The sequence below is a fragment of the Pseudofrankia coriaricola genome, assembly GCF_032027725.1.
GTDB lineage: Bacteria > Actinomycetota > Actinomycetes > Frankiales > Frankiaceae > Pseudofrankia.
Genome location: NZ_JASNFO010000003.1, coordinates 123,447 through 147,950 on the forward strand (window position 1 = coordinate 123,447; position 24,504 = coordinate 147,950).

A 24,504-nucleotide genomic window follows, 5' to 3' on the forward strand; every position below is an offset into this window, starting at 1 on the left:
GTCCGGACCCGGTTTGGTGACGTTCCAGCGTCAGGGGACCGGGCTGGGCGCGGAGGCGCGCCGGAGCGCCCGTGAGCGGAGGAGGACGCGGCGCGGAGGTCCCTTGCGAGCCGCCGGGCGAGCAAGGGGCCGTAGCGCCGCGCCCGCACGGAGCGAACCAATGTCACTGTGGGACGGCGCTGATGACCGGCAGGCAGGGCTGGCCGAAGGTGACGGAGCGGGCGTGCGCGGGCAGGTCCGCGATCGCGGCGCGATGGTGCTCGCGGGCGCGGCGCAGCCCCGTCGCGCCGGTCGACGCGGCGTCCACCGGCGTGCCGGCGTGCACCAGCGGCACCAGCAGCGGCCGGTCATACCCGGGGGCGCCCAGGTGGCCAGGGGCCAGGACCGGCGGGAGCGGCCCGTCGAGCGCCGCCGCCGGCAGCCCGTCAGCCGCGCGGGCCTGGCCGCCCGTCGTGCGCTGGCCGCCCGCGCCGCTGCCGCCGGGGCGGTACCCGGCGGGCACCACCAGGTCGACGACCGCGACTCCGTCGGCGTCGTGCCGGCGCAGCACCTCCTTGCGGCCACCGCGGGTGGCCTTGCCGACAGACGTCTTGGCCACCGGGCGGCCATCGACCTCGACCAGCTTGTAGACGAAGCCGGCGGTGGGCGCGCCGGCGCCGGTGACCAGGTTGGTGCCCACCCCGTAGCCCGCGGCGGGGACACCGGCGAGCCGGGCGATCCCATGCTCGTCGAGGTCCCCGGTGACGATGACGCGGGTCCCGGTAGCGCCCAGCGCGTCGAGCTGGGCGCGGGCCGCGCGCACTCCGGCGGCCAGGTCGCCGCTGTCGATGCGAATGGCGCCGAGGCCCGGGCCGGCGACGGCGACCGCCGCCGCGATGCCTTCCCGCGTGTCGTAGGTGTCAACGAGCAGGGTGGTCCCGGCACCGAGGGTGGCCACCTGAGCGGCGAAGGCGTCCCGCTCGGTCGCGTGGATGAGCGTGAACGCGTGGGCGGCGGTGCCGCTGGTCGGCACGCCCCAGCGCCTGGCCGCCTCCAGGTTCGAGGTGGCGTCGAAACCGACGAGGTAGGCCGCCCGGGCGGCGGCGACCGCGGCCTCCTCGTGGGTGCGCCGGGAGCCCATCTCTATGAGCGGCCGGCCGCCGGCGGCCTGCACCATCCGGGCGCCGGCGGCGGCGATCGCGCTGTCGTGATTGAGCACCGACAGCGTCAGCGTCTCCAGCAGCACGCACTCGGCGAACATGCCCTCCACCACCAGCACCGGGGTTCCCGGCAGGTAGGGCTCGCCCTCGGCGAAGCCGTGTATCTCCCCGGAGAAGCGGTAGCCGGCGAGCCAGTCGGCGGTCTCGGCGTCGACGACGCCGGTGCCGGTGAGCAGACTCAGCTCGTCGGGGCCGAACCGGAAGTCAGCGAGCGCTTCCAGCAGCCGGCCGGTACCGGCGACGACACCGTACCGGCGGCCGGCGGGCAGTGACCGGGCGAACACCTCGAAGGTGGCCCGTCGCCCGGCGGCACCCGATTTCAGGGCAGCGCGGAGCATCGTCAGCTCGTAATGATCTGTAAGAAGCGCCGTGGACATCCGGACCAGGGTAGGTATCCCCACGCCTTGACGCGCGGGAATGGTCCGAACAGCGGGCGCCGCCCCGATGTGTCCTCACCAGCCAGGGCTGGCGCCGCGAAGTTCAAGGGGTCGGCGGGGACACGGGCGCGGCGCGTTGACCCAGCTCAGCCCGGCCATGCCCGTCTGGACTGGGCGGGCGGCGCCCAGGGCGCGCGACGGGAACGCGACCGGAAAAAGCCCACCGCCATGGGCCTCCGGCGGCCTCGGCGACGCCACGCGGCGGCGACGCGGGGGGAGCACACAGGGAGATCACGCCCGACACGGGCGGGCCGGGTCGAAAGCCGGGCGGGTTCGGGCAGGCTAGGACGTGCGCGGGCCCACCGGACGTGCGCTGATGAACTGGTCACCTCATTTGGTCGGCCAGCGCCCGCGCCGTCCTGGATCGTGCCGCCCAGCGTCGCGGTCGACGGCGTGGTCCCGGATGACGTGACCGTCCGCGGAGGGCGGCATGCGATCGTTGTGACCGTGCACGGGAACTATGCGGGGGTATTTCTGGTCGTCGTCGGCGGGGCGCTGTTTGCCCTGCTGGTGCTCGGTGGCAGGGCCGGAAGAAGCCTCGCGCGTGAGATCTGGGGCCGCATGGGCCTGTTGCGCTGGGTCGCCGTGGCCATCGTGGTCGTCGTCTTCCTCGACCTGGCGGATGGCATCCCGAACAAGTGACCCGTCAACAACTAAAAAGCAACAAAACATCTCGGGAACACCGGGACATCGACGGACACCTGATGAAGGTGACGCAGTGGTCGACGGCGCGGGCCCTTCGCCACGACGGGATCCCGGTGGGTCTCCATCGCATCCGCCCGTGTGGGCAGTCGGCGATCCGCACCACTACGGCCACCCTCCCCGGATGTATGTACCAATTGTCCGATGCGCCTGCAGATGCCCGACTAGTTAGGCTCACATCCTGTAACCCAGCTACGACCCGAGAGGACACCGGGTGACCGGTCAGACTTGGCTGTGGACGCCGCCACGGCCGACCCCTGCTCCCGTCGGCGTCGGCCAGCTGCTTCGCGCCTACCGGCAGGCGCACGGCCTCACCCAGCAGCAACTAGCTGACCAGCTGGGTTTCGACCAGTCGTATGTCTCCAAGGTCGAGAGCGGCCGGCGGGCGATCCACGACATCTCGACGCTGCGCCACATCGCCCGCCACCTCGACCTCTCGCCCGAGGACGTCGGCCTCGCCCCCGGCACGCTCAGCGACCGGCGCCGGGACGCCGCGCGGGACGCGTTCACCGAGCAGGCGGCCGCGAGCCAGCGCGCCTGGAGGGTCACCCGGGACACCCTCAACCGCAACCGGATCAAGCTTGCCAAGGCCGCCTCCGGCCTCTACCCGGAGCCATACCGCCTCTTCTCCGGCCTGCTGGCCAGGCCGGGCTGGATCTGGCCGCGCCCGCTGGACATCGACGAGGTCGGGCTGCGCTGGACCGACGACGTCCCCGAGCCGGTCCTCACCGGAGGTGAGCCGGAGACCGACGGCGCCCGTCCGCTGATCGCCGACGGCGGCCCGTACGTGCGCTACCAGCGCTACACCCGCGCGATGCGCGACCTGGACCGGCCCACCCTGTTCGAGAACAGGCTGAGCTTCCGGCTCGTGGACATCGACTGCGACGAGGACGCTCCGCGGCGCCTCACCAGCGGCGGGGCGCGGTCCGGCGGCCACGACGCCGGGCGCCCCATGCTCACGTTCGGCCACACCACCTACTTCGACCCCGTCGACGTCTGCGAGACGGTGGCGCACGAGACCGCCGCCGCGATGATGTCCGGCGGCCTCGCCTGGCCGTCGCTGCCGTTCCGCCGCCGCGTCGGCGACCCGTTCGACCTGGCCAGCCGGCCGGTGCTGCCGTCGGTCAACACGCTGACCATCCGGGCCGACCGCGACTCGGCGAGCTTCCTGCTGCACCGGCGCAGCGCCGGGTCGGTGGCCACCGCGGGCGGCGTCTACCACGTCATCCCGGCCGGGGTCTTCCAGCCGTCCGGCATCACCCCGTTCCACCACCGCGCCGACTTCGACCTGTGGCGCAACATCATGCGCGAGCTGTCCGAGGAGCTGCTGGGCAACACCGAGCACGACGGCAACTCGTCCGCCCCGATCGACTACGACGCGGACGAGCCGTTCCGCACCTTCGACGAGGCGCGGCGCGACGGCCGGGTGCGGGTGTCCTGCTTCGGCGTCGGCGTCGACGCGCTGACCCTGTTCGCCGAGATCCTCACCGTCGTCGTCATCGAGGCCGACACGTTCGACGCGCTGTTCGCGGACATGGTGCACAGCAACGCGGAGGGCACCGTCGTCTCCGCGGGGCCGCACCGCGCCGTCGCCGATGGCATCCCGTTCACCTACGCCACCCTGCGCAGACTGATCGACAGCGAGCCGCTCGCGCCGGCCGCGGCCGCCTGCCTGGAGCTCGCCTGGCGCAACCGCGAACAGCTGCTGCCGGGGCTTCGGCTTCGAGCGGCGTCCTGAGTGCCATCTCGCGGGGGACGCTCACGGATCCTGGTCACCGGGGCTGGCGGGTTCATCGGGGGGGTCGTCGCCGACCTGCTCGCGGCACGGGGGCACCAGGTGACCGCACTGGTCCGCCGTGGCGAGCCGGCCGAGAACATGCCGGCACTTCGGCGGAGCATCGAGGTCGTCGTGGCCGACCTGCTCGACCCGCGCTCGCTGGCCGAGGCGGGCCTGGACCGAGGCTTTGACGGGGTCTGTCACCTGGCGGCCCTGACCCGGGTGCGCCAGTCGCGTGACGAGCCGCTGCGCTACTTCGAGACCAACGTGACCGGGACGGTCAACCTGCTCGTGGCGCTCGACCGCGGCGTCGTGGTGGGCGGGCCGCGCCCGGTGGTGGTGTTCGGCTCGACCGGCACGGTCTACGGCGACCCCGGCCTGGCCCCGGTCCCGGAGTCCCAGCCGCCGGAGCCGGTGCACCCGTATGCCGCCTCGAAACTCGCGGCCGAGCACGCGATCGCCCACCAGGCGGCCACCGGCCGGATCGGCGCCGTCGTGCTGCGTTCGTTCAACGTGTCCGGCGGTGTGCCGGGGCATGTCGACCGCGACACGACCAGGATCATCCCGGCCGCGCTGCTGGTCGCCGCGGGCCGGACGGACACCTTCCGGATCAACGGTGACGGGCGGGCGCTGCGCGAGTACGTGCATGTACGCGACGTCGCCGAGGCGTACGCGCTGGCGCTGGCGGCCGTCCCGCCCGGCGAGCGACGCGTCTACAACGTGGGCGGCGGGGCGGGCGTGTCCGTCAACGAGGTGCTCGCCACCGTGGAGCGGGTGACCGGGCGGCCGGTACGCCGGGAGTTCGGCCCGCCGGTGACCGAGCCGCGGGCCCTGGTGGTCGACAGCGATCGGATCCGCGCCGAGCTGGGCTGGCAGCCCCGCCACTCGAAGCTCGACCAGATCATCGCCGACGCGTGGCGATGGTCGCTCCTGCACAACCCGTTAGACGGCGGTGGTGTAGGGGGCGACGTGGGCGGCGCGACGGGCGCCCACACCGATGTGAGAAGAACCGCACCGCTATGACGTCAGGGCCTTGGACCGTCGCCCTCGGCCGCCGGAACCCTGGAAAGGTCGTTGTCGTCGCGACGGAAGCGAGGCCCATGACCAGCTGCCTCTGGAAGCACGCGGAAGGTCACGATCCAGTGCCTGCCGCCCGAGTGAGCCGTCCGTACCACGTCTACGACCACGAAGGAGAGCACCTCGGCTCCTTCACCGCCTGGGAGACCGCCCACGAGTGGGCGCACCTCCAGGTGGCCCTGAGCGCGCTGCCCGCGCCGCTCGAGGTCGAGGACCGCCGCCGCCACAGTCGCCGCCGGGTCTGGGCCGACTACTGCGCGCCCTTCCCCGCGCCGGCCGAGACGGCGGGCACCGCCAACACCATCGACGATGACGACGCACCGCGTGCCACCGCCACCGCCGCCTTCGCGTTCGCCCCGCCGCACCCCCGCCACCCCAGCTGACGCGGACGGTCCGTGACCTCCCGGACCGTCTCCGCGGGGCCGCGGGCGAGGACGGCCACGGGGGGCGGGCCCGGCAGGAGATCGCACAGCGTCATGAAGGCGACCGGTTCCGGCGAAGTCGCTGGTCGGCAGGCGGAGCAGTCGTATACGCGATTCCGCTCGACCACCCCCATGGGCACACGTCGCCACCTCCGCACACTAATCTGGCGTCTAATGGCTGGCGATCTCCCCGGCGCGCGTGTCCGCGTGTCGCTATGTGGGTCGCCTTGGCGGAGGACCGGCGGACTGTCCCGCCCGGCTTCCGGATGAACACGTTCCTGGGGGAACAAGGTGGACGAACAGAGCTCTGGCGCGACGGAGTCGCGAACCACCTCGCGGCTGGTGGTGGACGTCGTCCGGGCGCTACGAGGCTGGGTGGTGATCGCGGCGGGCGCCGTCCTGCTGCTCAGCTGCTACCTGGGGGTCTCGGGCGAGACCGACCCGGGGCTCCAGCTGCCCTACGTGGTCTCCGGCGGGTTCGGTGGGCTGGCCCTTGTGCTCGTCGGCAGTGGCCTGCTGATCGCCGACCGGCTGGAGTCGACGCAGGCCAGCCGCGCGACGGCCGCTGCGGGGCGCCTCGCCACGCAGGTCGACGACCTGCACGCCCTGGTGGTCGCCGCCGCGAACGCCGCCCCGGCGGCGCCCTCGAGCGCGCCCACGGCGGCGCCAGCCGTCCAGTCGCCGGCACAGGCGGCCGACGACGGCTCGGTCTACGCGGTGCCAGGCGGGCGCACCTTCCACCGGCCCGGCTGCGAGCTGCTGGCGGGTAAGGCCGCCCAGCGGGTCGAGGCGTCGCAGGTGACCGGGCGGGGCCTCTCGCCGTGCTCGGTCTGCGCGCCGATCCTGGTCGGCTAACCGATGATCAGCGTCGACCTGGCGATCGCCGGCCTCGCCATCGGCGCGATCGCCGCGCTGTCCGGCATCGGCCTGCTGGTCACCTACCGCACCAACGGCGTCCTGAACCTCGCCCAGGGCGGCATCGCGGCCCTGGTCGCCTACGTGTACCGGCAGATGGCGGTCGAGTGGGGCCTGCCCAAGTGGCTCTCGGCCGTGATCGCGCTCGCCATCCTGTCGCCCCTGCTCGGCCTGCTGCTGGAGCGGTTCGTCTTCCGTCCGCTCGCCCGGCGGCGCGCCTCCGCCGCCGAGTCACTGGTCGCGAGCCTCGGCGTGCTGGTGCTGACGCTGGGCATGTGCGCCGGCATCTGGGGGCTCGGCTCCAAGAACGACACCCCGCCGTTGTTCCCGAACAAGTCGGTCGGGATCAGCGGGCACCGCATCGGTGTCGACACGATCAGCACGCTCGTCCTCATCGTCGTCTGCTGTGTCGCGCTCGGGGTGGTGCAGAACCGCACCAAGTTCGGCCGGCAGATGCGGGCCGTCGTCGACGACCGCCAGCTCGCGGAGCTGTCCTCGGTGCCGGCCGACCGGGTCGCCGCCGTCGGCTGGGCGTTCGGCACGACGCTCGCGGGGTTCACCGGCGTGCTGCTCGCGCCCCGGCTGCAGCTCTCCCCGTACGGGCTGTCGCTCGTCGTGCTGGAGACGTTCGCCGTCGTCGTCGCCGCGCGCCTCGCGAGCCTGCCGATCGCCGTGTTCGCGGGCCTCGCGATCGGCATCCTGCAGAGCGAGCTGACCCAGTTCAAGGTGGACGGCCAGTTCGCGGACGTCTACCGCTCGCTCGAGTCGAACCTCTTCGTCGTCGCCCTGCTGGTGCTGCTGCTGGCCATTCCGAAGCTGCGGGAGCTGGGTGACGCCGGCTCGGCCGGCCGGTTCTCCAGCCGTGGCGCACCCGACGCGGCGGGCACGGTCGAGGAACGCAGCAAGGACCTGGTCTGGAAGCTCGCGGGCTTCATCATGCTGCTCGCGCCGCTGCTGTTCCGGCCAGCCGACCTGCGCTCGGCCTTCGACGTCCCGGCCGTCGCCCTGATCCTGTTGTCGATGGTGATCGTCACCGGTTACAGCGGGCAGGTGTCACTCGGGGTCGCCGGCTACGCGGGCCTTGGCGCGCTGTTCTCGCTGAAGCTGGCGAACGGCGACTTTCTCGGCCTGCCGAGGCTGCCGGGGCTGCTCGCGATCCTGGTCGGCGCGATCCTCGTCGCCCCGGTCGGCCTGATCACCGGTTACCCGGCGATCCGCCGGCGAGGCCTCACCCTCGCGCTGACCACGTTCGCCGTCGGCGCGGTCGTCAGCCAGTTCGTCTTCGAGCAGCCCAAGTTCTCCAGCGGCCTCTACGTCAACGCGCTGTACCTGGGCGGCTGGCAGCTCAACGACAAGGCGTTCTACATCATCGAGCTGGTCGGTCTGGGCCTCGGCCTGCTCGCCGTGCGCAGCCTGCACCGCGGCCGGCTGGGCCGCGCGCTGCTCGCGGTGCGCGACAACAGCGGCGGCGCGGCGGCGGTCGGCGTCGACGTGCGCAACCTCAAGCTGATCGCGTTCACCATGTCCTCGGTCGTCGCCGGCCTCGGCGGCGCGCTGCTGGTGCAGGGCGCCTCATCGTTCTCGTCGACGACCTTCCAGCCGATCCAGAGCCTGCTGTGGTTCACCGCGATGGTGGTGTTCGGCGCGGACAGCGCGGTCGGCGCGATCATCGGCGCATCCCTGATCGTCGCGATCGACGTGCTCGCCCCGTCCGGCTCGTCGACGCTGGCGATCGGCATCCTCGCGCTCTCGCTGAGCTGGCTGCCCGGCGGCCTCGCCTCGGCGGTCCGCGGCCTGGTGCGGTTCGTGGCGCAGCGCCTCGCCGACCAGTTCGTCGAGCCCGAGGAGCTGCCCCGCCCCACGCGGCGGACGCCGGTCCCGGCGGGCCTCGGCGCGGCGATTCCCCGCCCCGCCGTACCGGCCGACGCGGCGACCTGGGCCTCCCAGCAGACCTCCCGGATGGGCGACGCCGATCCGGCTGGAGCCTCCGCCACGGCCCCGGCGGCCGTCTGGGTCAGTGGCCCGCTGGCCGCCGGCACGACGGGCATCGAGGCCGCCGAGCGGGTGGCGGCCGAGCGCGGGCTTACGCTCACCTCGTTCGGCCGGGCACTGCTCGGCACGCTGGGCGCGGGGGCCACGGGCGCAGCCGACCTGATCCCCGCGCCGGCCGCCGGCCAGGTCACGCCGAGCGGTTCCCGCCCGGCCGCCGGCCAGCCAGCGGGCTCCGTGCCGGCCGCCTCGAGCAGCAACCACCTGGAAGGAGGCCGGCGGTGAGCCGCGCCGAACTACGCGCCGTCGGCCTCGTCCGCCGCTACGGCGGGCTCACCGCCGTCGACCACGTCGACATGTCCGCGCCGCCCGGGCTGATCACCGGGCTGATCGGTCCGAACGGTGCCGGCAAGTCGACGGTGTTCAGCCTCCTCACCGGCGTCGAGCAGCCCGACGAGGGCGCCGTGATGCTCGGCGACCGCGACATCACCAAGCTGCGCCCCGACAAGCGTTCCCGGCTGGGGCTGGTGCAGACGTTCCAGGTGCCGTCGCTGTTCACCAGCATGACCGTGCGGGACAACCTGCTGGTCGGCGTCGAGAACCGCCGCCGGGACTATGCCGGCGGCCTGTTCGGCCGCGGCATACGCGGCAACGCGCGGCACGACGAGGTCGTCGACGAGATGCTGGCATCCCTCGGCCTGACCGACGTGGCCAACGTGATCACCGGGTCGCTGCCCACGGGAGCGCTGCGGCTGGCCGAGTGCGCCAGGGCGCTGTGCACCCATCCGGACGTGCTGCTGCTCGACGAGCCGGCCAGCGGCCTCGACGCCGCCGAGACCGAGCGGTTCTCCCAGCTGCTGCGCCGGATCGCCGCCAACGGTGTGGCGATCGTGCTCGTCGACCACGACGTCGACCTCGTGTTCACCGTGTGCGACCAGGTCTACGCGATGGTCGGCGGCAGGGTCGTCGCCCACGGCAGCCCGGCGGCGGTCCGCGCCGACCCGACCGTCCAGTCCGTCTACCTCGCGCAGGGAACGAAGGCATGACCGCTCCGGATTCATCGTCCGCCGCCATCGCGGCCGGCTCGTCCGCCAGCGCGCTGGCGGCCGCCGCCGCGGCGGCGCGCGCGGGCGGCGCCCCGGCCCCTGACGGCATCGAGCTGCGGCTGTCAGGTGCCCGCGCCGGCTACGGCGTCGTCGAGGTGCTGCATGGCCTCGACCTCGTCATCCCGTCCGGCAAGGTGACCGCGCTGCTCGGTGTCAACGGTGCCGGCAAGAGCACGACGCTTCGGGTGCTCGCCGGGCTGGTGCCTCTGCGCAGCGGCACGCTCACCTGGCGCGACCAGGTCATCACCAAGATGTCCACGGTCGACCGGGCACGTCGCGGCCTCCTGCTGGTACCGGACGAGCGGGCCGTGTTCGCGAGCCTCTCGGTACGCGACAACCTGCTCGTCGTCGCCGAGGCCACCGGGCACCCGGACATCACGCCGGCGCTGGAGGCGTTCCCGAAGCTGCGTGACCGGCTGCCCCAGCGAGCCGGCTCCATGTCGGGCGGCGAGCGACGCATGCTCGCGCTCGCTCGCGCCCTCCTCGCCCGCCCGAGTGTGCTGATGGTCGACGAGCTCTCGCTGGGCCTGTCGCCGAAGGTGGCCGCCGAGCTGTTCGAGTGGCTCTCGACCGTCGCCGCGACCGGTACCACGGTCATCCTGGCCGACCAGTACACCGACGCCGCGCTCGGCATGGCGGACCTCGCCTACGTCCTGCACCGCGGCGAGCGCTCCTTCGTCGGCGACCCCGCGGAGCTCGCGCACGCCTAAGGCGCTCCCGTTGCCGGACGCTCCGCGCCCGCAACCGGGCGGCGCCCTCGGGCGCTGAGCGCCCTCGCACGTGGTTCCGGGCACAGGCGTATCACGGTGGCCCGGCTGGGTCCGGGCCGACGACATGGCCGGGTTGGCACCGCGCTGATGCGCCGTCACGAGCTGTGGCCTGGTTTCGCGGATGACCTACCAGGGCCGCGTCACGCTCATCCGCGCGGCCAGATAGCCGAACACCAAGGGGCGCTGGCTTCGGCGGCGGTCCGCCGGAGCCAGCGCCCCTTGAAGATCCCTACAGACGACCCTCGGGGCGCCGTCTGTAGCCGAGTGAAACCGTCAGCCGGCGTTGAAGCTGAACATCGGGACGTTGAAGCAGTTCTTGGTCATGTCGTCGGTCTGAGACGTCCAGCCGGCCTTGCCGGTCGGGGCCTTGTTGGTCCAGCGCACCACGTTCAGGCAGCCGGTGTGGGTCGTCGGCGGAGTCGGGACGACCTTGAAGTCGTGCGGGATGAGCAGGCCGTTCGCGTTATAGGTCGTCGTGCTCATGTAGTTGTCGACGCACTTGCGGGTCAGGTCCGCTCCGCAGGACTTCATCGCGTCCGTCAGCCACATCGCCGAGATGTAGCCCTCGAACATCCACATGCTCATCTTGCTGACCCGGTCCGGGTAGTACTTCGCGATGGCGTCCCGGTACTTCTTGACCTCTGGGTCACTCACGTTGTTGTAGTTCTGGCTCTGGCTGATGGCGTACAGGTTGTTCAGGCACGTCGGCGTCAACAGGTAGGCCTCACCAGCCGCGTCCGTCCAGCTCTGCGTGGTGGTGACCTTTGCCTTCAGCGGCATGTTCAGGGCCTGGATCGACTTGCACAGCGAGACGTTGGCATCGGCCGTCAGCGCGTCGAAGACGAGGTCGACGTTCTGGCGCTTCATGTCCAGCACGGCCGCGTCCCAGTTCTGCAGGCCGAGGTTGATCGACTCCTTGACGACCTTGTACCCCTCCTTCTGCAGGCCCGCCTCGATCGAGTCCGCGTACTGCTTGGACGGCCCGATCTCGAAGTACACGACCGCCGCCGTCTTGGCGCCGAGCTTCTCCTTGAACCAGCGGTAGTTCTCGGTGCCGGCGTACAGCTTGCCGTTGTAGCCCGGCGCCTTGCCGTCCCGCGGGTAGCCGAAGCCACCGTAGATCGAGTACAGGTGCGGGTACTGGTAGTAGGCGGTTCCGGAGACCGGCTCGCCGCCGACGTCGGGGACGCCCTTCTGGCTGACGTACGGCGCGCCCGCGTAGTCGAACGACGTCGTGCCGGCGAAGGCGAAGACCTTCTTGTCGTCGATCAGGTCGTGGACACAGGTGACGTTGCCGTCGCCGGTGCCCTTGTCGTCGCAGGGCTCGACGGTGACCTTCCGGCCGTTGACCCCGCCGGCGTCGTTGAGCGCCTGGAAGTAGGCCTGCGCGCCGAACGTGGTCGCCGAGAAGGTGTCCGCGCCGAGGGGGCTGTTCGCGGCCGCCATCACGCCGACCTTGATGTCGGTCGGGGTGACGCCGGTGTCGGACGCCGTGTTGGCGGACGCCCCCTGCGTGGTGCCGCCGGTGGCGCCGGTGCCGCCGTTGTCGTCCCCGGCGTTGTGGACCCGGCTGCCGCAGGCGGTCAATGCCAGCGACGACAGCGCCACAGCGGCGATGAGCGCTCGGGCTCGGATGGACATGCTCTCCCCTGGTGAGTTCCGTGACGCTGTCACGCTAATCCCGTGCCGACACCCCGCCGGCGCCAGCCAGTCGGGACGCGGCTCACACCTGCGCGGCGCGCGAGACATCTCGCGGGCTGGGCCAGGCCAGCCGGACTGGACCGCCTAGCGCAGTGGCAGCAGGCGCCGCCACCACGGCCGCCGAGCGCCGGAGGTCGAGGCGGGCGCGGGCGGGCCTGGCTCGGTGGACGTCTCGACGTCCTCGACGTCGCTGTCGTCGGCCTCCGCGGCAGCCGAGCCCGAATCCACGATGAGCTCCGCCTCGGCCACCTCGGCCTCGGTGGCCGCCGCGGGCTCGGGCTCGGGCGTCGCCTCCACGGGCGGCGCGACCGGCTCCTCCGCGGGAGCCGCCGGCTCGGTGGCCGCTGGCTCGGCCGATGCCACGGGCTCCGGCTCGGGCGCCGCAGCTGGCACCGCGTCAGCTGGCACCGCGTCAGCTGGCACCGCGTCAGCTGGCACCGCGTCAGCTGGCACCGCGTCAGCTGGCACCGCGTCAGTCTCGGTGACGGCCTGCTCCACGGGCTCGGCCTCGGCGACCGGCTCGGCGGCTTCCGCGACCGGCTCGGCGGCCGGTGTGGCCTCCTCGGCCGGCGGCGCGGCTGGCGCGATCTCGTCGTCGCCCGGAAGGCGGGCCGCCGGGATGCCGGGCACGTCGTCGGGTCCCTGACGCGCGGCCGGGATCTGCGAGACGTCGGCCGCCTCGCCGTCAGCGTCCGGGGCGGCCTCGGCGGCCGGGAGCGCGGCGACGATCTCCTCGGCCGCGGACGCGTCCGCGGGAGGCGCCTCGGCGGCCTGCCCGTTCGGAGCGGTCGCCGCGGCCTGCGCGACCCGGTTCAGGATCTTGCCGTCGGGGCCGACGATCCGTACCAGCCGTCCCTGGTCGGCGAGCTTGCGACACGCGTTGTTGACAGAGCTGCGGCTGGCGCCGATCGCCTCCGCGAGCCTGCCGTCGTCCAAACCGGCCGGGACCTCGGTCAGATGGCCGAGAATCCGGTCCGCAACAGTAGCCACGAAGCGGACGCTATACGTTATCCGTGCCTCGCCGACAAGCGGGGTGGAACTGCCCGCGCGGCGTGCTCGTTCCGGCGCGCGCCGCCGACCCGTCGGCGCCCGTCAGCCCACGATTAGCTACTCTGCGTCACGAACCTGCGTCACGGACACTGACCTCTATGCGCCGACGATCACGGAGGGGAAGGGTTCCACCCAGCGCACCGGCCGCCGCACGGTCACCGCCAGCGTCGCCTCGCGACTCACCGCCGGAGCCACCCCGCGGCGATGCCGACACCAGGCGGTCGGTCAGTCCAGGTCGGTTAGTCCAGGTGGAGTGCGTCCTCCTCCGGGGCCAGCGGCCACGTCTCCCGATCACTGAGGTACTCCGTCCGGCGGCCGGTCAGCACGTCGCCGCCGGGGCCGCTCGCGTCGTCGGCCACCAGCCCGGTCAGCCGCGAGCCACTGCCGTCCTCACCGAATGGCGTGTTGATCCCCTCGACGTCGTCGTCGAGGACCAGGCCCGACTCGGAACGCTCCGCCTCCAGGTAAGGGTCGACGTCCGGGACCTCCTGGGCCAGCTGGTCGTCCAGCGAGGCCCCCGCCCGCCCCTCGGTGGCCGTCGGCCGATGCCGGGTCTCGGCGCTCGGCCGGTCCGGGGCGTCCCAGCTGTCGTCGAGAGGGTCGAGACCCGCGTCCGTGTCACCCAGGTCGTCGCTGTCCAGGCTCTCCTCGACAGTCAACGGCACGTCGTCGAGAACGCCAGACGAGTCGAACGCGTCCCGCGCGTAGTCGGCGGGCTCGGTCATCGTTGCCTCCCGGTGGGTCTGGGTCGGGGCCCCGGTGGTGTTTCCCCCCGCTCACTCGGACGTCGCGCACTCGGGTGCTGCCTCGCCCGTTCCCGGCGTTGACCACAGTAATCGGCTTCCCACCGATTCCCAGCCCGAGGGCCGGGTTTCCAGCGCAACGGGCGGCCGTTATCGATGAACGGTTTGCTCTAGGGAGAGCCATGATCAGCGGTTACGGGCGTGGGGGGCGGGAAAGCCAAACGGAAAGGCCAAAGGCGACAGCCAAAACCAACGACGGTCTCAGGCCGCCGGCGCGCCCGCCTCGGGGGTGTCGGTCGTGGCCAGCATCCGCCGTCCCGCGTCCGGCTGCTCGTCGGCCGCGGCCGGGTCCTCGCCGCGCGGCCGCGCGGCCGCGTCCTCGGCTGGCTCGGCCTCCAGCAGGAGGCGCCCGTCGGAGAGGACGGCGACGCGGTCGGCCACCGCGGACGCCTCACCCGCCGACCTGGTCGCGTACAGCAGCGTGATCCCGAGCTGGCGGTGCAACGCGCGCAGGTCGTCGGCCAGCCGGACGCGCAGGTCCTCGTCGTCCACCGTGCCGAGCGGTTCGTCGAGCACCAGCACCCGCGGGCGCAGCACGAGCGCCCTGGCGATCGCCACCCGCTGCTGGTGAGCCGGGGACAGCTGCGGCGGCCGGCGGCGAGCGTAGTCACCCATCCGCACGAGCTCCAGCGCCTCCCGAACGCGCCGAGCCGCGACCGCCTGGCCCGACGGGGTGGCGAGCGCGCGGGCGCGCGACCCGAGGGCGCCGCCCCGCAGGCCGAAGGCGACGTTCGCGGCGACGTCGAGGAACGGGAAGAGGCTGTAGCGCCCGAACACGGCGGCGACGTGCCGGCGCGCGGCCGGCAGGTCGGCCGCTTCGGCCCCGCCGAGCAGCACGTGGCCCTCGCTCGGGGCACAGAGCCCGGCGACCAGACGCAGCACGGTCGTCTTGCCGGCCCCGGCAGGGCCGACCAGGGCGAGCGACGCGCCGGGGGCGACGGTGAGGTCGACGCCGGACACCGCCGCGGCCGAGGCCCCGGGATGGTGATGCGTCAGCCCGATCAGTTGGACCTCACCGGCGTGCCGGCCCATGCCCTGCGCCATTCTCACCCCCAGGGTCCCCGCGACATCCGCCCGAACTGTAGCGAAGTCGGCCAAGGTGCCGGATCGTAGCGCCCCGCCGAGCGGGCACGGTGATCAACCGTCGACGGCTTCATGCGGGCCGACAGGCCCCGGCGCCTGGCCGGCTACGAATGCAGCCAGTGGCCGATGGGCCCCGGCGTGTTGCGCACGATCCAGAAGGCGATGACCAGCACCGGGATCGCCCTGTACAGCGCCGGGGGCATCCGCGGCAGCCGGACCCGCAGCCCCAGGAGCCGGGCCATGGTGACCGTCCAGCCGACCACGAGGCAGGGCGCGGCCGCGATCAGCAGGATGTTGTAGTTCGCCGCGTGGCCGAGGTGGCCGTGCAGCAGCTGGTGCAGTCCGCGCATCGACCCGCAGCCGGGGCAGTCCAGGCCTGTCACCAGCCTGAACGGGCAGGTTGGGTAGTGGCCCGGCTCGGCCGGGTCGACAAAATAGATCATCGTCGAGCCCGCCACCGCGAGCGCCGCGACACCCAGGTAGCCCCCGAGCCGCGCGCGCCGCGACCAGCGGCGCACCGGCCACCCCGGCAAGGCGCCGGCGCCGCCATGGCCCGGGACGGGTGCCGCGGTGCCAGCGGGCTGAGCCAGCTGGTCCGGCTGGGTCTGTCCGACTGGTGCGGACTGCACAGGCGGCACAGGCACAGGCGGCACAGACAGGACAGGCGGCGCGGCCGCCGAGGGGCCAGGCTGGTCCGCCAGACTCATACTGACCAGCGTAGACGGCGACGGAGAGGACGGGGACGTGACGGACGGGGCCGAAGAGGCATTCGGGGCCGCGGGCAGGCCAGTGCCGCCCTACGCGGCGCGGGAGGCCGCCGCGGGCAATCCCGAGGGGCCTGGCTACGCCGGTCTCGCCACGTTCTGCGGCCGGCCGTGGCTGGAGTCCGAGGCGGAGCTGCTCGCCCGCCGCCCAGACGTCGCCGTCGTCGGCGCCCCCTTCGACATCGCCACAACGCATCGGCCGGGCGCCAGGTTCGGCCCGCGCGCGCTGCGTGCCGCGGCCTACGACCCCGGCACCTACCACCTCGACCTCGGCATCGAGATCTTCGAGTGGCTCGACGTGGTGGACGCGGGCGACGCGCACTGCCCGCATGGACTGACCGAGGCATCCCACGCCAACATTCGCGCGAAGGTTCACGAGGTCGCCCGGGCCGGCATCTTCCCGCTGGTGCTCGGCGGCGACCACTCGATCACCTGGCCGGCGGCGACGGCCGTCGCGGAGGCGGTCGGCTGGGGTGAGGTCGGCCTGCTGCACTTCGACGCACACGCCGACACGGCCGACATCATCGACGGCAACCTGGCCTCGCACGGCACCCCGATGCGCCGGCTGATCGAATCCGGCGCGGTCCGCGGCCGCAACTTCGTCCAGGTCGGGCTGCGCGGCTACTGGCCGCCGCCGGACGTCTTCGCCTGGATGCGCGACAACGGCCTGCGCTGGCACCTGATGCACGAGGTCTGGGACCGCGGCTCACGCGCCGTCATCGCCGACGCGATCGCCGAGGCGGTCGACGGCTGCAAGGCGCTGTACCTTTCGGTCGACATCGACGTCCTCGACCCCGGGTTCGCGCCCGGCACCGGCACTCCGGAGCCCGGCGGGATGAACCCGGCCGACCTGCTGCGGGCCGTCCGCCAGATCGCCCTGGACACGCCGCTCGTCGCCGCCGACATCGTCGAGGTCTCCCCGCCCTTCGACCACGCCGACGCCACCGTCAACAGCGCCCACCGCGTCGCGATGGAGGTTTTCGCCGCCCTCGCCCACCGCCGCCGCACCGCCGCCGGGGGCATGCCGGACCTGCCCGGAACCGCCCCCTAACCCGTGACCGGCAACGTTCGCCCATGCCCGCGTGCGGCCGCGCGCTCATCCTGTCCGACGTCACGGGGAATCGTGTCAGACGTCAGAGCCACGACCAGCACCGTTTCGTAGCCCTGACGTCTGACAGGACATCCGGATCCCCAGGTGCTGCGGGGGCGACGCGCGTGAGGCGCGGTTAGCCGGGCGGCGGGGATGGTGGGCGGCCGAGGGCGTAGCAGGTGATGGCCGCGGTGGCGGCGACGTTGAGGGAGTCGACACCGGCGGCCATCGGGATGCGTATCCGGTGGCTGGCGGCTGCCTGCGCGGCGGCGGAGAGGCCCTCGCCCTCGGTGCCGAGCAGGACGGCGACGCGGGCGTCGGGCGCGAGGCGCAGCGCCGAGAGGTCGGTGGCGTCGGAGGCCGGGGTTAGGGCGAGCAGCTCGAAGCCGCGCTCCGTGAGCGTGCCCAGGCTCGCCGGCCAGGGGTCGAGGCGGGCATAGGGCACCGCGAAGACCTCGCCCATCGAGACCCGCACCGACCGCCGGTACAACGGGTCGGCGCAGCGCGGGCTGAGCAGCACGGCGTCCATCCCGAGACCGGCGGCCGATCGGAAGACCGCCCCCAGGTTGGTGTGCGAGACCAGGTCCTCGAGGACAAGAACACGCAGTGCCCACGAAAGCAACTCGGCGGCGTCACGGGCAGGATGACGCGCCATCGCGGCCAGCGCGCCGCGATGCACCTCGAAGCCGGTGATCTCGGCGAGCACCTCCGGCCCGGCGAGGTAGACGGGAACGTCCGGGCCGATCTCGGCGGGGACGGCGTCGAGCCGAGCCGGCGACACCAGGACCGACCGTGGCTGGTAGCCGGCGCGCAGCGCCCGCCGGATCACCCGTTCGCCCTCGGCGATGAACATTCCCTCCGCTGGCTCCCTGAGGCGGCGCAGGGCGACGTCGGTGAGGGCGACGTAGTCGGCCACGCGCGGGTCGGCCGGGTCGTCGATCGGCACGATCGCCAACGCCGCCGGACCCGCCGGGGCTGATGGGGCGACCGGAGCCGTCGAGGCGACCGGTTCGGGCGGGGCTGACGGGGTGGCCGGGACGGTCGACGTTGACGGGCTCGGCGGAGTGGCCGGCCGCCGCGGATTGCTTGCCGTCATATGGACGTAACCCCAGGCCAGCAGAATCGGCCCTCATGACCGCGCACCCGGACTCCCCCTCGCCTGCCACCCCGAACGGCCAGCCGGCCGACCTGCTGGTGGCCGGAGCCGAGCTGGTCGCGACCGTCGACACCGAGCGCCGCGAGCTGCCCGGCGGCTGGGTGGCGATCACCGACGGGCTGGTGAGCGGCGTCGGCGCGGCCGGTGACGAGCCGCCGGCGAGGCGCGTGCTGCGCGCCGACGGCTGCCTGGTTACCCCGGGGCTGGTCAACACCCATCATCACATCTACCAGAACCTCACCAGGGCCTTCGCCCCCTCACTGCACGGCACGCTCTTCCAGTGGCTGACCACGCTGTACCCGCTCTGGTCGCGCCTGGACGAGGAGGCGGTGCATGTCTCGGCGTATATCGGGCTCACCGAGCTCGCCCTCGGTGGCTGCACGACAACCACGGACCACCTCTACGTGCACCCGAAGGGCGGCGGTGACCTGATCTCGGCGGAGATCGCCGCCGCCCGCGAGCTCGGCATGCGCTTCCACCCGACGCGCGGCTCGATGTCGCTGTCGAAGAAGGACGGCGGGCTGCCGCCGGACTCCGTCGTCCAGGACGCGGACGAGATCCTCGCCGAGTCGGCCCGGCTGGTCGCCGCGCATCACGACCCGGCGCACGGCGCGATGGTGCGGATCGCGCTCGCCCCCTGCTCACCGTTCTCGGTGAGCCCCGAGCTGATGAAGGCCACGGCCGAGCTGGCGGAGCGGCTGGACGTCCGGCTGCACACCCACCTGGCCGAGGACCCGGAGGAGGACGAGTACTGCCTCTCGGTCTATGGCCGCCGGCCCATCGACCACTTCGCCGAGGTCGGCTGGGGTAGCGACCGGTCCTGGGTCGCGCACTGCGTCTGCCCGAACGAGGAGGAGGTCGCCCGGCTGGGCGCGTGGGGCACCGGGGTGGCGCACTGCCCGAGCAGCAACATGATCCTCGGTGGCGGCCTCGCCCCGATCCGCGAGTTCCGCGCCGCCGGTGTGCCGGTGGGCCTGGGGTGTGACGGGTCGAGCTCGGCGGACTCGGCGTCGCTCTGGATGGAGGCGCGCAACGCGATGCTGCTCGGCCGGCTGCGGCACGGCGCGGCGTCGATGTCCGCCAGGGACGCGCTCGAGATCGCGACGAGAGGCGGCGCTGGCTGCCTGGGGCGGGTCGGCGAGATCGGCGAGCTGTCGGTCGGCGCGGTCGGCGACCTGGTCGTCTGGCCGCTGACGGGTGTCGCGTTCGCCGGCGCCCTGTCGGACCCGATCGAGGCGTGGCTGCGCTGCGGGCCGGTGGCCACCCGGCACACGGTCGTCGCCGGCCGCCTCGTCGTCGAGGACGGGACGCCGACACACCCGGGCGTCGACGAGATGCTCGCCCGTCACCGGACAATCGCCACCGGTATCCAGGCGGCCGTCGAGGACGCGGGGCCCGTCCCCGCCGTCGCGTCGCGCGCCTGACTGGCCCTGCCGGCCCGCTCCTGACTGGGCCCTGCCAGCTCGGACCTGGCCGACACGCGCCACGAGTCCTCGTCACAGCCGCCGGCGCGCCCCACGGCTGGGCCCTCCGCGCTATCCCGCCTGAGATGTGAACATGACCTGTGGGGGCGAAGGCGCTGGTCTTCGCCCCACAGGTCATGCTCGGTTGAGATCTTTACAGCCGCGGAGGCGCTGAGATGGAGCAGAGCACGACAGCGGGCACGGCGGGCCCAGCCGGTACGGAGCCGCTTGACCTGGCCACCGCGCTGGACCTGCTGCCGAAGGTGGAGCTGCACTGCCACGTCGAGGGCACGATGCGGCCGGGGACGGTCCTCGAGCTGGCCCGCCGGCATGGGCTGGCACTGCCGACGGAGAACCTCGACGAGCTGTACTCCTACAGCTCGTTGAACGAGTTCCTGTCGATCTTCTGGCTGGTGCAGTCGACGCTGGGCGGACGTGACGACTGGGCCCGGCTCGGCTATGAGAGCGTCGTCGACGCCGCCGCGCACGGCCGGGTCTACGCGGAGATCTTCTTCACCCCCGCCCGCCACCTGGCCGCCGGCCAGAGCCTCGCGGATGTGGTCGCCGGCCTGGTCGAGGGGATCGCGGCGGCCGAGGCGGAGACCGGCTCGGTGGCGATGCTCATCGCCGACATCGACCGCGCGTACGGCCCGGCCGCGGGCCTCGGAATGGTGACGGATCTCGCCGAGCTGCGCCGAACCGGCGCGCCCGGCATCGAACGGGTCCTCGGCGTCGGGATGGACTCGACCGAGCTCGGCGTCGACCCGGTGTCGTTCACCGAGGCCTACCGGGCGGCCGCGGCGGCCGGGTTCCGGTTGACGGGTCATCAGGGCGAGAACTCGCTCCCGTCGGCGATCGCCGCCGTGGTCGACGTGCTCGGCGCTGAGCGCATCGACCACGGGCTATCCCTGGTCGACGACCCGGAGCTGGTGCGTCGGTTCGCGGCCGAGCGCATCCCGCTCACGGTCTGCCCGAACTCCAATATCCGGATCGCCAACGCGTTCCCCGCGCTCGCCGACCATCCCTACCCGGCCATGCGCGCCGCCGGTCTGCTCGCGACGCTCAATACCGACGACCCGGCGATGACCGACCTCGACCTCGGCTACGAGTACGCCTCGGTCGCCGATGCCTTCGGCTACACCTTCGACGACATGGTCACCATCGCCCTCGACGGCGTCGAGGCGACCTGGCTCGACGCCGACGCCAAACGCGCCCTGCGCACCCGCGTCTCCACGGAGGCCGCGGCCCTCTCGGCCCGCCTGCCGACGTCCGCCTGACCACCCGCTCAACCGAGGCGCGCCCGCCGATGACCAGCCGGCGCCTGGTCAGGACGTCGTCGTCCGGCCGCGACGCCATCGGGGCAGGCGAAATTGGTGTTTAACTCGCGGTTGCGACCCAATTCCGACTGCCTCGATAGCGGGCCGCGGTGTCCCTGTGAGTCGCCAAGGACAACGCCTTGGCCATTGCTCTAAACAGTCGCCTGGGCTTCGCTCCGACGGGACGCGTCCAGCCCTTCCCAAGCGGCCCCGCCCGGGAGAAACCGCAGGTGGTCAGATCCATCCCCGCCTCGCAGGCAACCCTAGACCGTCGGCCGCGGCGACAAGGCGAGCGCGCCCCACGCACCCGCGTCACCATCGGCCGCCGCCGACCGCGTGCCGCCGAGGTCGAGAGCACCTGCCGGTTGCCTGCCCTCGCCGCTGAGGGCAGGCCGTCACAAGGCGCATCGGCGTCAGTCGACCTGATCGGTAACTACAGGCGGCGACGCCGCAGAGGTGCCGTCATCGGCCGTCCAGACCAACCCGGCGACCACGATAATGATCACGAAGGCTACGAGGGCGAGCGCCTTCATCGCGGCGATCATCGGCTCGATGAACGTCGACGCCAGTTGCCACAGCGTGCGGATGTGCCGAGAGAGACCGGTCATGAGTGCGATCAGGCCAATGACTACGACGATGGCCAAGGTCATGCCGCCCCCGTTGCCCTGCGACTGCGCCGTCTGATAACCGGCCGCCAGATGACCGAGATCCGGAGTGTTCACGATAGGTTTGGTCCTCCCTTGTGGACTAGTGCTTCGAGGTCGGTAGGAGCTGTAAATCGGCGAGGCGGCGCTCGCTCATGCCATCCGCCGCGATGGGCGTCCTCAATGCGGTTCCATGTCGGCACTCCGAAGGCTTCCCAAGTCCGCGGCCAAGCCGCGGCGACGTCATCGGTCCGGCCCCCACCGATTTCCCGCTGATACCGGCAGGTTGACGTCAACTTGAGTACACAGCGCAACTACCCCGCCAACCACGAGGCCAATTCTTCGCACGCGTCACCGTTCCCGGGGAGAGTGCGGTGGCCGCGCGCCAAGGCCCATCCATTCCCGAACGGAGTTCACGGGCTCCAAGCCGAGGTCCAACGGTGCTCGGGTGGGCACCCGCCGTTCAACGTCCAGCCCTCGGCGCTGCACCGCCGGTCCGCCGATGGCCTGCTCGTCCGATTGGAACCTCAGCAAGCCACGTTGGGCTACCATGGACTCCACCGAGATCGCCTTGGAGGGGGGGTGGTCGTGGCTCCTGGACCACGGCGAACTCCCTCGGCCCTCGCTCGGCGCCTGAAGGAACTGCGGACCGGACGCTGGCAACGGCAGCTGACCCAGGTGAGCCTGGCCCGGATTCTCCATGTCGGAGAGTCGACGATATCGAGCTACGAGACGGGCCAGGCGGCGCCCGGCGACGACAAGCTCTGGCTCTACGCGACGTTTTTCGCTACGCCTCGTTCTCTTTCGAACGGCCAGCTTCGGGTTCTGAGTGAGGACGAGTTCCTGCCCGAGGAGCGAGAGGAACGCGATTCTCTGTTCGGGGAACTGCGACGGCTCCGCGACGGCGGCGTGTCGCCCCGGGCGCAGGGCCGTCGGCGTACCTGGGATTTTCCCGACGACACACCGGTCCGCCTCGTGTGCGGCAAGATTCCGATGGGAGACGTCTCCAGCCTCGCCCAGGCGACCAACCCCAACTTCACCAGGCTGCTGACCTACGCCGACCTCGACGCGATGGTGGAGCTTTTCGGCCACATCCGTGCGGAGAACCCAGGCACCGACGTCCGCTTCTTGCAGCCCGACGACATGTCCGACGCGGACCTCTCCTATCATGTGGTCGTCGTCGGCGGGCTCGGCTGGAACCAGACGACAGGGTCCTTTCTGGCGCTCCTTGACAACCTGCCGGTGCAACAGGTCGAGGACGAGGCGTTCCCCGACGGCGAGATCTTCGTCGTCGACCCGGCGGACGGAAACCCGCCGCAACGATACGTCCCCCAGACGTCCAGGAACGCCGCTTTCGGCGTCGTCGAGGACGTCGGCTTCTTCGCCCGCTTCCCGAACCCGTACAACTCGGCAACAACTCTCACCATCTGCAACGGTGTGCACTCAAGGGGCGTACTCGGCGCCGTACGGATGCTAATCAACCCTTCGCTGCGCGACCGCAACGAGGAATACCTGGCCAAGAGATTCGGAGACGCGGTCAGCTATGGCGTGCTGTTCCGGGTCCCTATCAACATTTCGAAAACGGTAACACCGGAGATCGGCAATCCGAGAAACCGTCTTTACGAGTGGTCAGAAAAAGCGTGACACGGCCACGGCAAACAGGTGGGAGCCGTTCTACCAGAGCCGAGGGCCATCGCGGCGAGTGCGCGGACCGGCCCCGACGGCAGCACGGCTCGGGGCTGGAGGCCCCTGGCAGCGTCCAGGCGGCGCAGGCCAGGCGCTCCCCGGTCGCCGAGTACGACGCCGGGATCCCCGCCCCGGCGAACGGCACCAGCGTCCATCACTTCCCTGATCATCGCAATTTCCTCAAGGTCTACGAACCAGCCACCGGTGACTCGGCTGACCTGCTCGACGCCGTCATCGTCCCGACTGTGCGGCCCGCACAGCATCTCGACACCGCGGCGCAGATCGCTTCGGGCGCCAGCCGGCGTCTGATTGTTCTCTGTAGCCGAGAGGCCCGCGCCGTCGAGGTTCAGGCACGGCTCGATACCACCCGGGTCGATGTCACCGCGATCGACATCCCACCCGGGTACTGGCATCCCACACTTGATTTCTCCACGTCGGCGGAAGTATTCATGCGGCTGTCACCGACGCCTGTTCCTCGGGACCTCAGTCTGAAGCGGAACCTCGGTCTTCTGATAGCGCGGCTCTCCGGATGGCGGAAGATCGCTTTCATGGACGACGACATATATGGCATCGACCCGGGCGGCCTTCTGCGAGCCAGTGCCGCCTTGGACTCGAACCGAGCATCCTGCTTCCTCGTCGAATCACCCGAGGGCCCTGTGGACAGTCTGCCGACCGAGGACAACTCAGCCGTCTGCCACTCGCTCCGGCTCGCGGGCGGGAAACAGAACGTCTTCGCCAGCGGGTCCGCGCTGGGCGTCAACTGCTCAGGAGAGCTTTCGCTCTTCCCGAATATATACAATGAGGACTGGTTCTTCCTGCTTCGCGAGACCCAGCGATCCGGAATCACCCGCGTAGGCTTCGTAAGACAGCGTGAATACAATCCATTCCGTCCCGAGAGAGCCAGGTACGAAGAGTTCGGTGACGTGTTGGCCGAGGGACTGCTCGCCAGCCTTCACCTCGGCATATCCGGCGTAGCAACGACCAAGTACTGGAAGCAGTTCCTCGCAGCCAGAAGCGCACTCCTCCACGAGATCCGAGCCGGCCTCGGCACCAGCGACAGCCAATTTGCACCCGATGCGACAGAGACCGTCAAAGCCGCCCAGCGGCAACTGAGGTCCGTGACTCCTGATGCTTGCACGGAGTATCTGACCCGTTTCGATCACGACCGGCGAGCCTGGGCAAGACGGCTCGGGGCACTGCCGCGCCTCAACGACATGGGGTTGGCACTTGGCTTCCTAGGGCTCGACTAGGCTCGCCGGAGACGCCCAACATGGCCTGGCTTGCGGCGGGTCGCCGTCGGCCGCCCCGGGACTCGTGTGTACGATGGCGCGGTCGTAGCGATCAATGATGATCA

Annotated in this window: 21 protein-coding genes; 13 read left to right on the forward strand and 8 right to left on the reverse strand. The window is 71.8% G+C overall.

Annotation, left to right across the window (positions count from 1 at the left end; all coding sequences use genetic code 11):
- Positions 1–163 precede the first annotated feature (163 nt).
- Complete coding sequence (locus tag QOZ89_RS04360; RefSeq protein ID WP_071046174.1) at positions 164–1,576, reverse strand: nicotinate phosphoribosyltransferase; 1,413 nt, start codon at positions 1,574–1,576, stop codon at positions 164–166.
- A 426-nt stretch (positions 1,577–2,002) separates the two neighbouring features.
- On the opposite strand from QOZ89_RS04360, the gene QOZ89_RS04365 reads away from it, so the two are divergent.
- From QOZ89_RS04365 to QOZ89_RS04400, 8 genes are all read left to right on the forward strand, one after another.
- Positions 2,003–2,278 carry a hypothetical protein gene (locus QOZ89_RS04365; protein ID WP_312623021.1) on the forward strand — a complete coding sequence of 92 codons (276 nt, stop codon included), beginning with the start codon at positions 2,003–2,005 and terminating at the stop codon, positions 2,276–2,278.
- A gap of 274 nt (positions 2,279–2,552) precedes the next feature.
- Complete coding sequence (locus QOZ89_RS04370) at positions 2,553–4,076, forward strand: helix-turn-helix domain-containing protein (RefSeq protein ID WP_312623022.1); 1,524 nt, start codon at positions 2,553–2,555, stop codon at positions 4,074–4,076.
- The gene (locus QOZ89_RS04375; RefSeq protein ID WP_083417960.1) at positions 4,077–5,138 is read left to right on the forward strand and encodes an NAD-dependent epimerase/dehydratase family protein; all 1,062 of its coding nucleotides are present in this window, start codon (positions 4,077–4,079) and stop codon (positions 5,136–5,138) included.
- A 119-nt stretch (positions 5,139–5,257) separates the two neighbouring features.
- Entirely contained in the window at positions 5,258–5,575 is a 318-nt protein-coding gene (locus QOZ89_RS04380; protein WP_312623023.1) for a hypothetical protein, read from the forward strand.
- Between the two features lie 330 nt (positions 5,576–5,905).
- Positions 5,906–6,469, forward strand: a complete 564-nt coding sequence (locus QOZ89_RS04385; protein WP_071046177.1) for a hypothetical protein — start codon at positions 5,906–5,908, stop codon at positions 6,467–6,469.
- 3 nt (positions 6,470–6,472) lie between these two features.
- Entirely contained in the window at positions 6,473–8,803 is a 2,331-nt protein-coding gene (locus tag QOZ89_RS04390) for an ABC transporter permease (RefSeq protein WP_083417961.1), read from the forward strand.
- The gene (locus QOZ89_RS04395) at positions 8,800–9,564 is read left to right on the forward strand and encodes an ABC transporter ATP-binding protein (RefSeq protein ID WP_071046178.1); all 765 of its coding nucleotides are present in this window, start codon (positions 8,800–8,802) and stop codon (positions 9,562–9,564) included. The genes QOZ89_RS04390 and QOZ89_RS04395 overlap by 4 nt, the downstream gene beginning before the upstream one ends.
- Positions 9,561–10,334: an ABC transporter ATP-binding protein gene (locus QOZ89_RS04400; RefSeq protein ID WP_083417962.1), complete on the forward strand. Its 774-nt coding sequence runs from the start codon at positions 9,561–9,563 to the stop codon at positions 10,332–10,334. Before QOZ89_RS04395 ends, QOZ89_RS04400 begins: the two co-directional genes overlap by 4 nt.
- Positions 10,335–10,667: 333 nt before the next feature.
- Here QOZ89_RS04400 and QOZ89_RS04405 read toward each other — a convergent pair whose 3' ends face one another.
- From QOZ89_RS04405 to QOZ89_RS04425, 5 genes are all read right to left on the reverse strand, one after another.
- Positions 10,668–12,035 carry an ABC transporter substrate-binding protein gene (locus QOZ89_RS04405; protein ID WP_083417963.1) on the reverse strand — a complete coding sequence of 456 codons (1,368 nt, stop codon included), beginning with the start codon at positions 12,033–12,035 and terminating at the stop codon, positions 10,668–10,670.
- Positions 12,036–12,064: 29 nt separating this feature from the next.
- Complete coding sequence (locus QOZ89_RS04410) at positions 12,065–12,784, reverse strand: pentapeptide repeat-containing protein (RefSeq protein ID WP_397428681.1); 720 nt, start codon at positions 12,782–12,784, stop codon at positions 12,065–12,067.
- 600 nt (positions 12,785–13,384) lie between these two features.
- Positions 13,385–13,870 (reverse strand): hypothetical protein, encoded by a 486-nt coding sequence (locus tag QOZ89_RS04415; protein WP_071046180.1) that lies wholly within the window; start codon positions 13,868–13,870, stop codon positions 13,385–13,387.
- A 279-nt stretch (positions 13,871–14,149) separates the two neighbouring features.
- Positions 14,150–14,992, reverse strand: a complete 843-nt coding sequence (locus QOZ89_RS04420; protein WP_071046181.1) for an ABC transporter ATP-binding protein — start codon at positions 14,990–14,992, stop codon at positions 14,150–14,152.
- 143 nt (positions 14,993–15,135) lie between these two features.
- The gene (locus QOZ89_RS04425; RefSeq protein WP_241841402.1) at positions 15,136–15,549 is read right to left on the reverse strand and encodes a DUF2752 domain-containing protein; all 414 of its coding nucleotides are present in this window, start codon (positions 15,547–15,549) and stop codon (positions 15,136–15,138) included.
- A 226-nt stretch (positions 15,550–15,775) separates the two neighbouring features.
- Here QOZ89_RS04425 and speB point away from each other — a divergent pair, with 226 nt between their 5' ends.
- Positions 15,776–16,846, forward strand: a complete 1,071-nt coding sequence (gene speB / locus QOZ89_RS04430) for an agmatinase (RefSeq protein ID WP_312623025.1) — start codon at positions 15,776–15,778, stop codon at positions 16,844–16,846.
- A 175-nt stretch (positions 16,847–17,021) separates the two neighbouring features.
- On the opposite strand, the gene QOZ89_RS04435 is transcribed toward speB, so the two are convergent.
- Positions 17,022–17,831, reverse strand: coding sequence for a TrmH family RNA methyltransferase (locus QOZ89_RS04435; protein ID WP_071046209.1), 810 nt, complete (start codon positions 17,829–17,831; stop codon positions 17,022–17,024).
- A gap of 185 nt (positions 17,832–18,016) precedes the next feature.
- Here QOZ89_RS04435 and QOZ89_RS04440 point away from each other — a divergent pair, with 185 nt between their 5' ends.
- Positions 18,017–19,465 (forward strand): 8-oxoguanine deaminase, encoded by a 1,449-nt coding sequence (locus QOZ89_RS04440; protein WP_312623026.1) that lies wholly within the window; start codon positions 18,017–18,019, stop codon positions 19,463–19,465.
- 215 nt (positions 19,466–19,680) lie between these two features.
- On the forward strand, positions 19,681–20,781 hold the full coding sequence (gene add, locus QOZ89_RS04445) for an adenosine deaminase (RefSeq protein WP_312623027.1): 1,101 nt from the start codon (positions 19,681–19,683) through the stop codon (positions 20,779–20,781).
- Between the two features lie 452 nt (positions 20,782–21,233).
- Here add and QOZ89_RS04450 read toward each other — a convergent pair whose 3' ends face one another.
- Positions 21,234–21,542, reverse strand: coding sequence for a hypothetical protein (locus QOZ89_RS04450; protein WP_312623028.1), 309 nt, complete (start codon positions 21,540–21,542; stop codon positions 21,234–21,236).
- Between the two features lie 510 nt (positions 21,543–22,052).
- Between QOZ89_RS04450 and QOZ89_RS04455 the strand changes: the two genes are divergently transcribed.
- Together QOZ89_RS04455 and QOZ89_RS04460 are read left to right on the forward strand one after the other, a co-directional pair.
- Positions 22,053–23,108, forward strand: a complete 1,056-nt coding sequence (locus tag QOZ89_RS04455) for a helix-turn-helix domain-containing protein (protein ID WP_312623116.1) — start codon at positions 22,053–22,055, stop codon at positions 23,106–23,108.
- Complete coding sequence (locus QOZ89_RS04460) at positions 23,105–24,400, forward strand: hypothetical protein (protein WP_312623029.1); 1,296 nt, start codon at positions 23,105–23,107, stop codon at positions 24,398–24,400. Before QOZ89_RS04455 ends, QOZ89_RS04460 begins: the two co-directional genes overlap by 4 nt.
- Positions 24,401–24,504 lie beyond the last annotated feature (104 nt).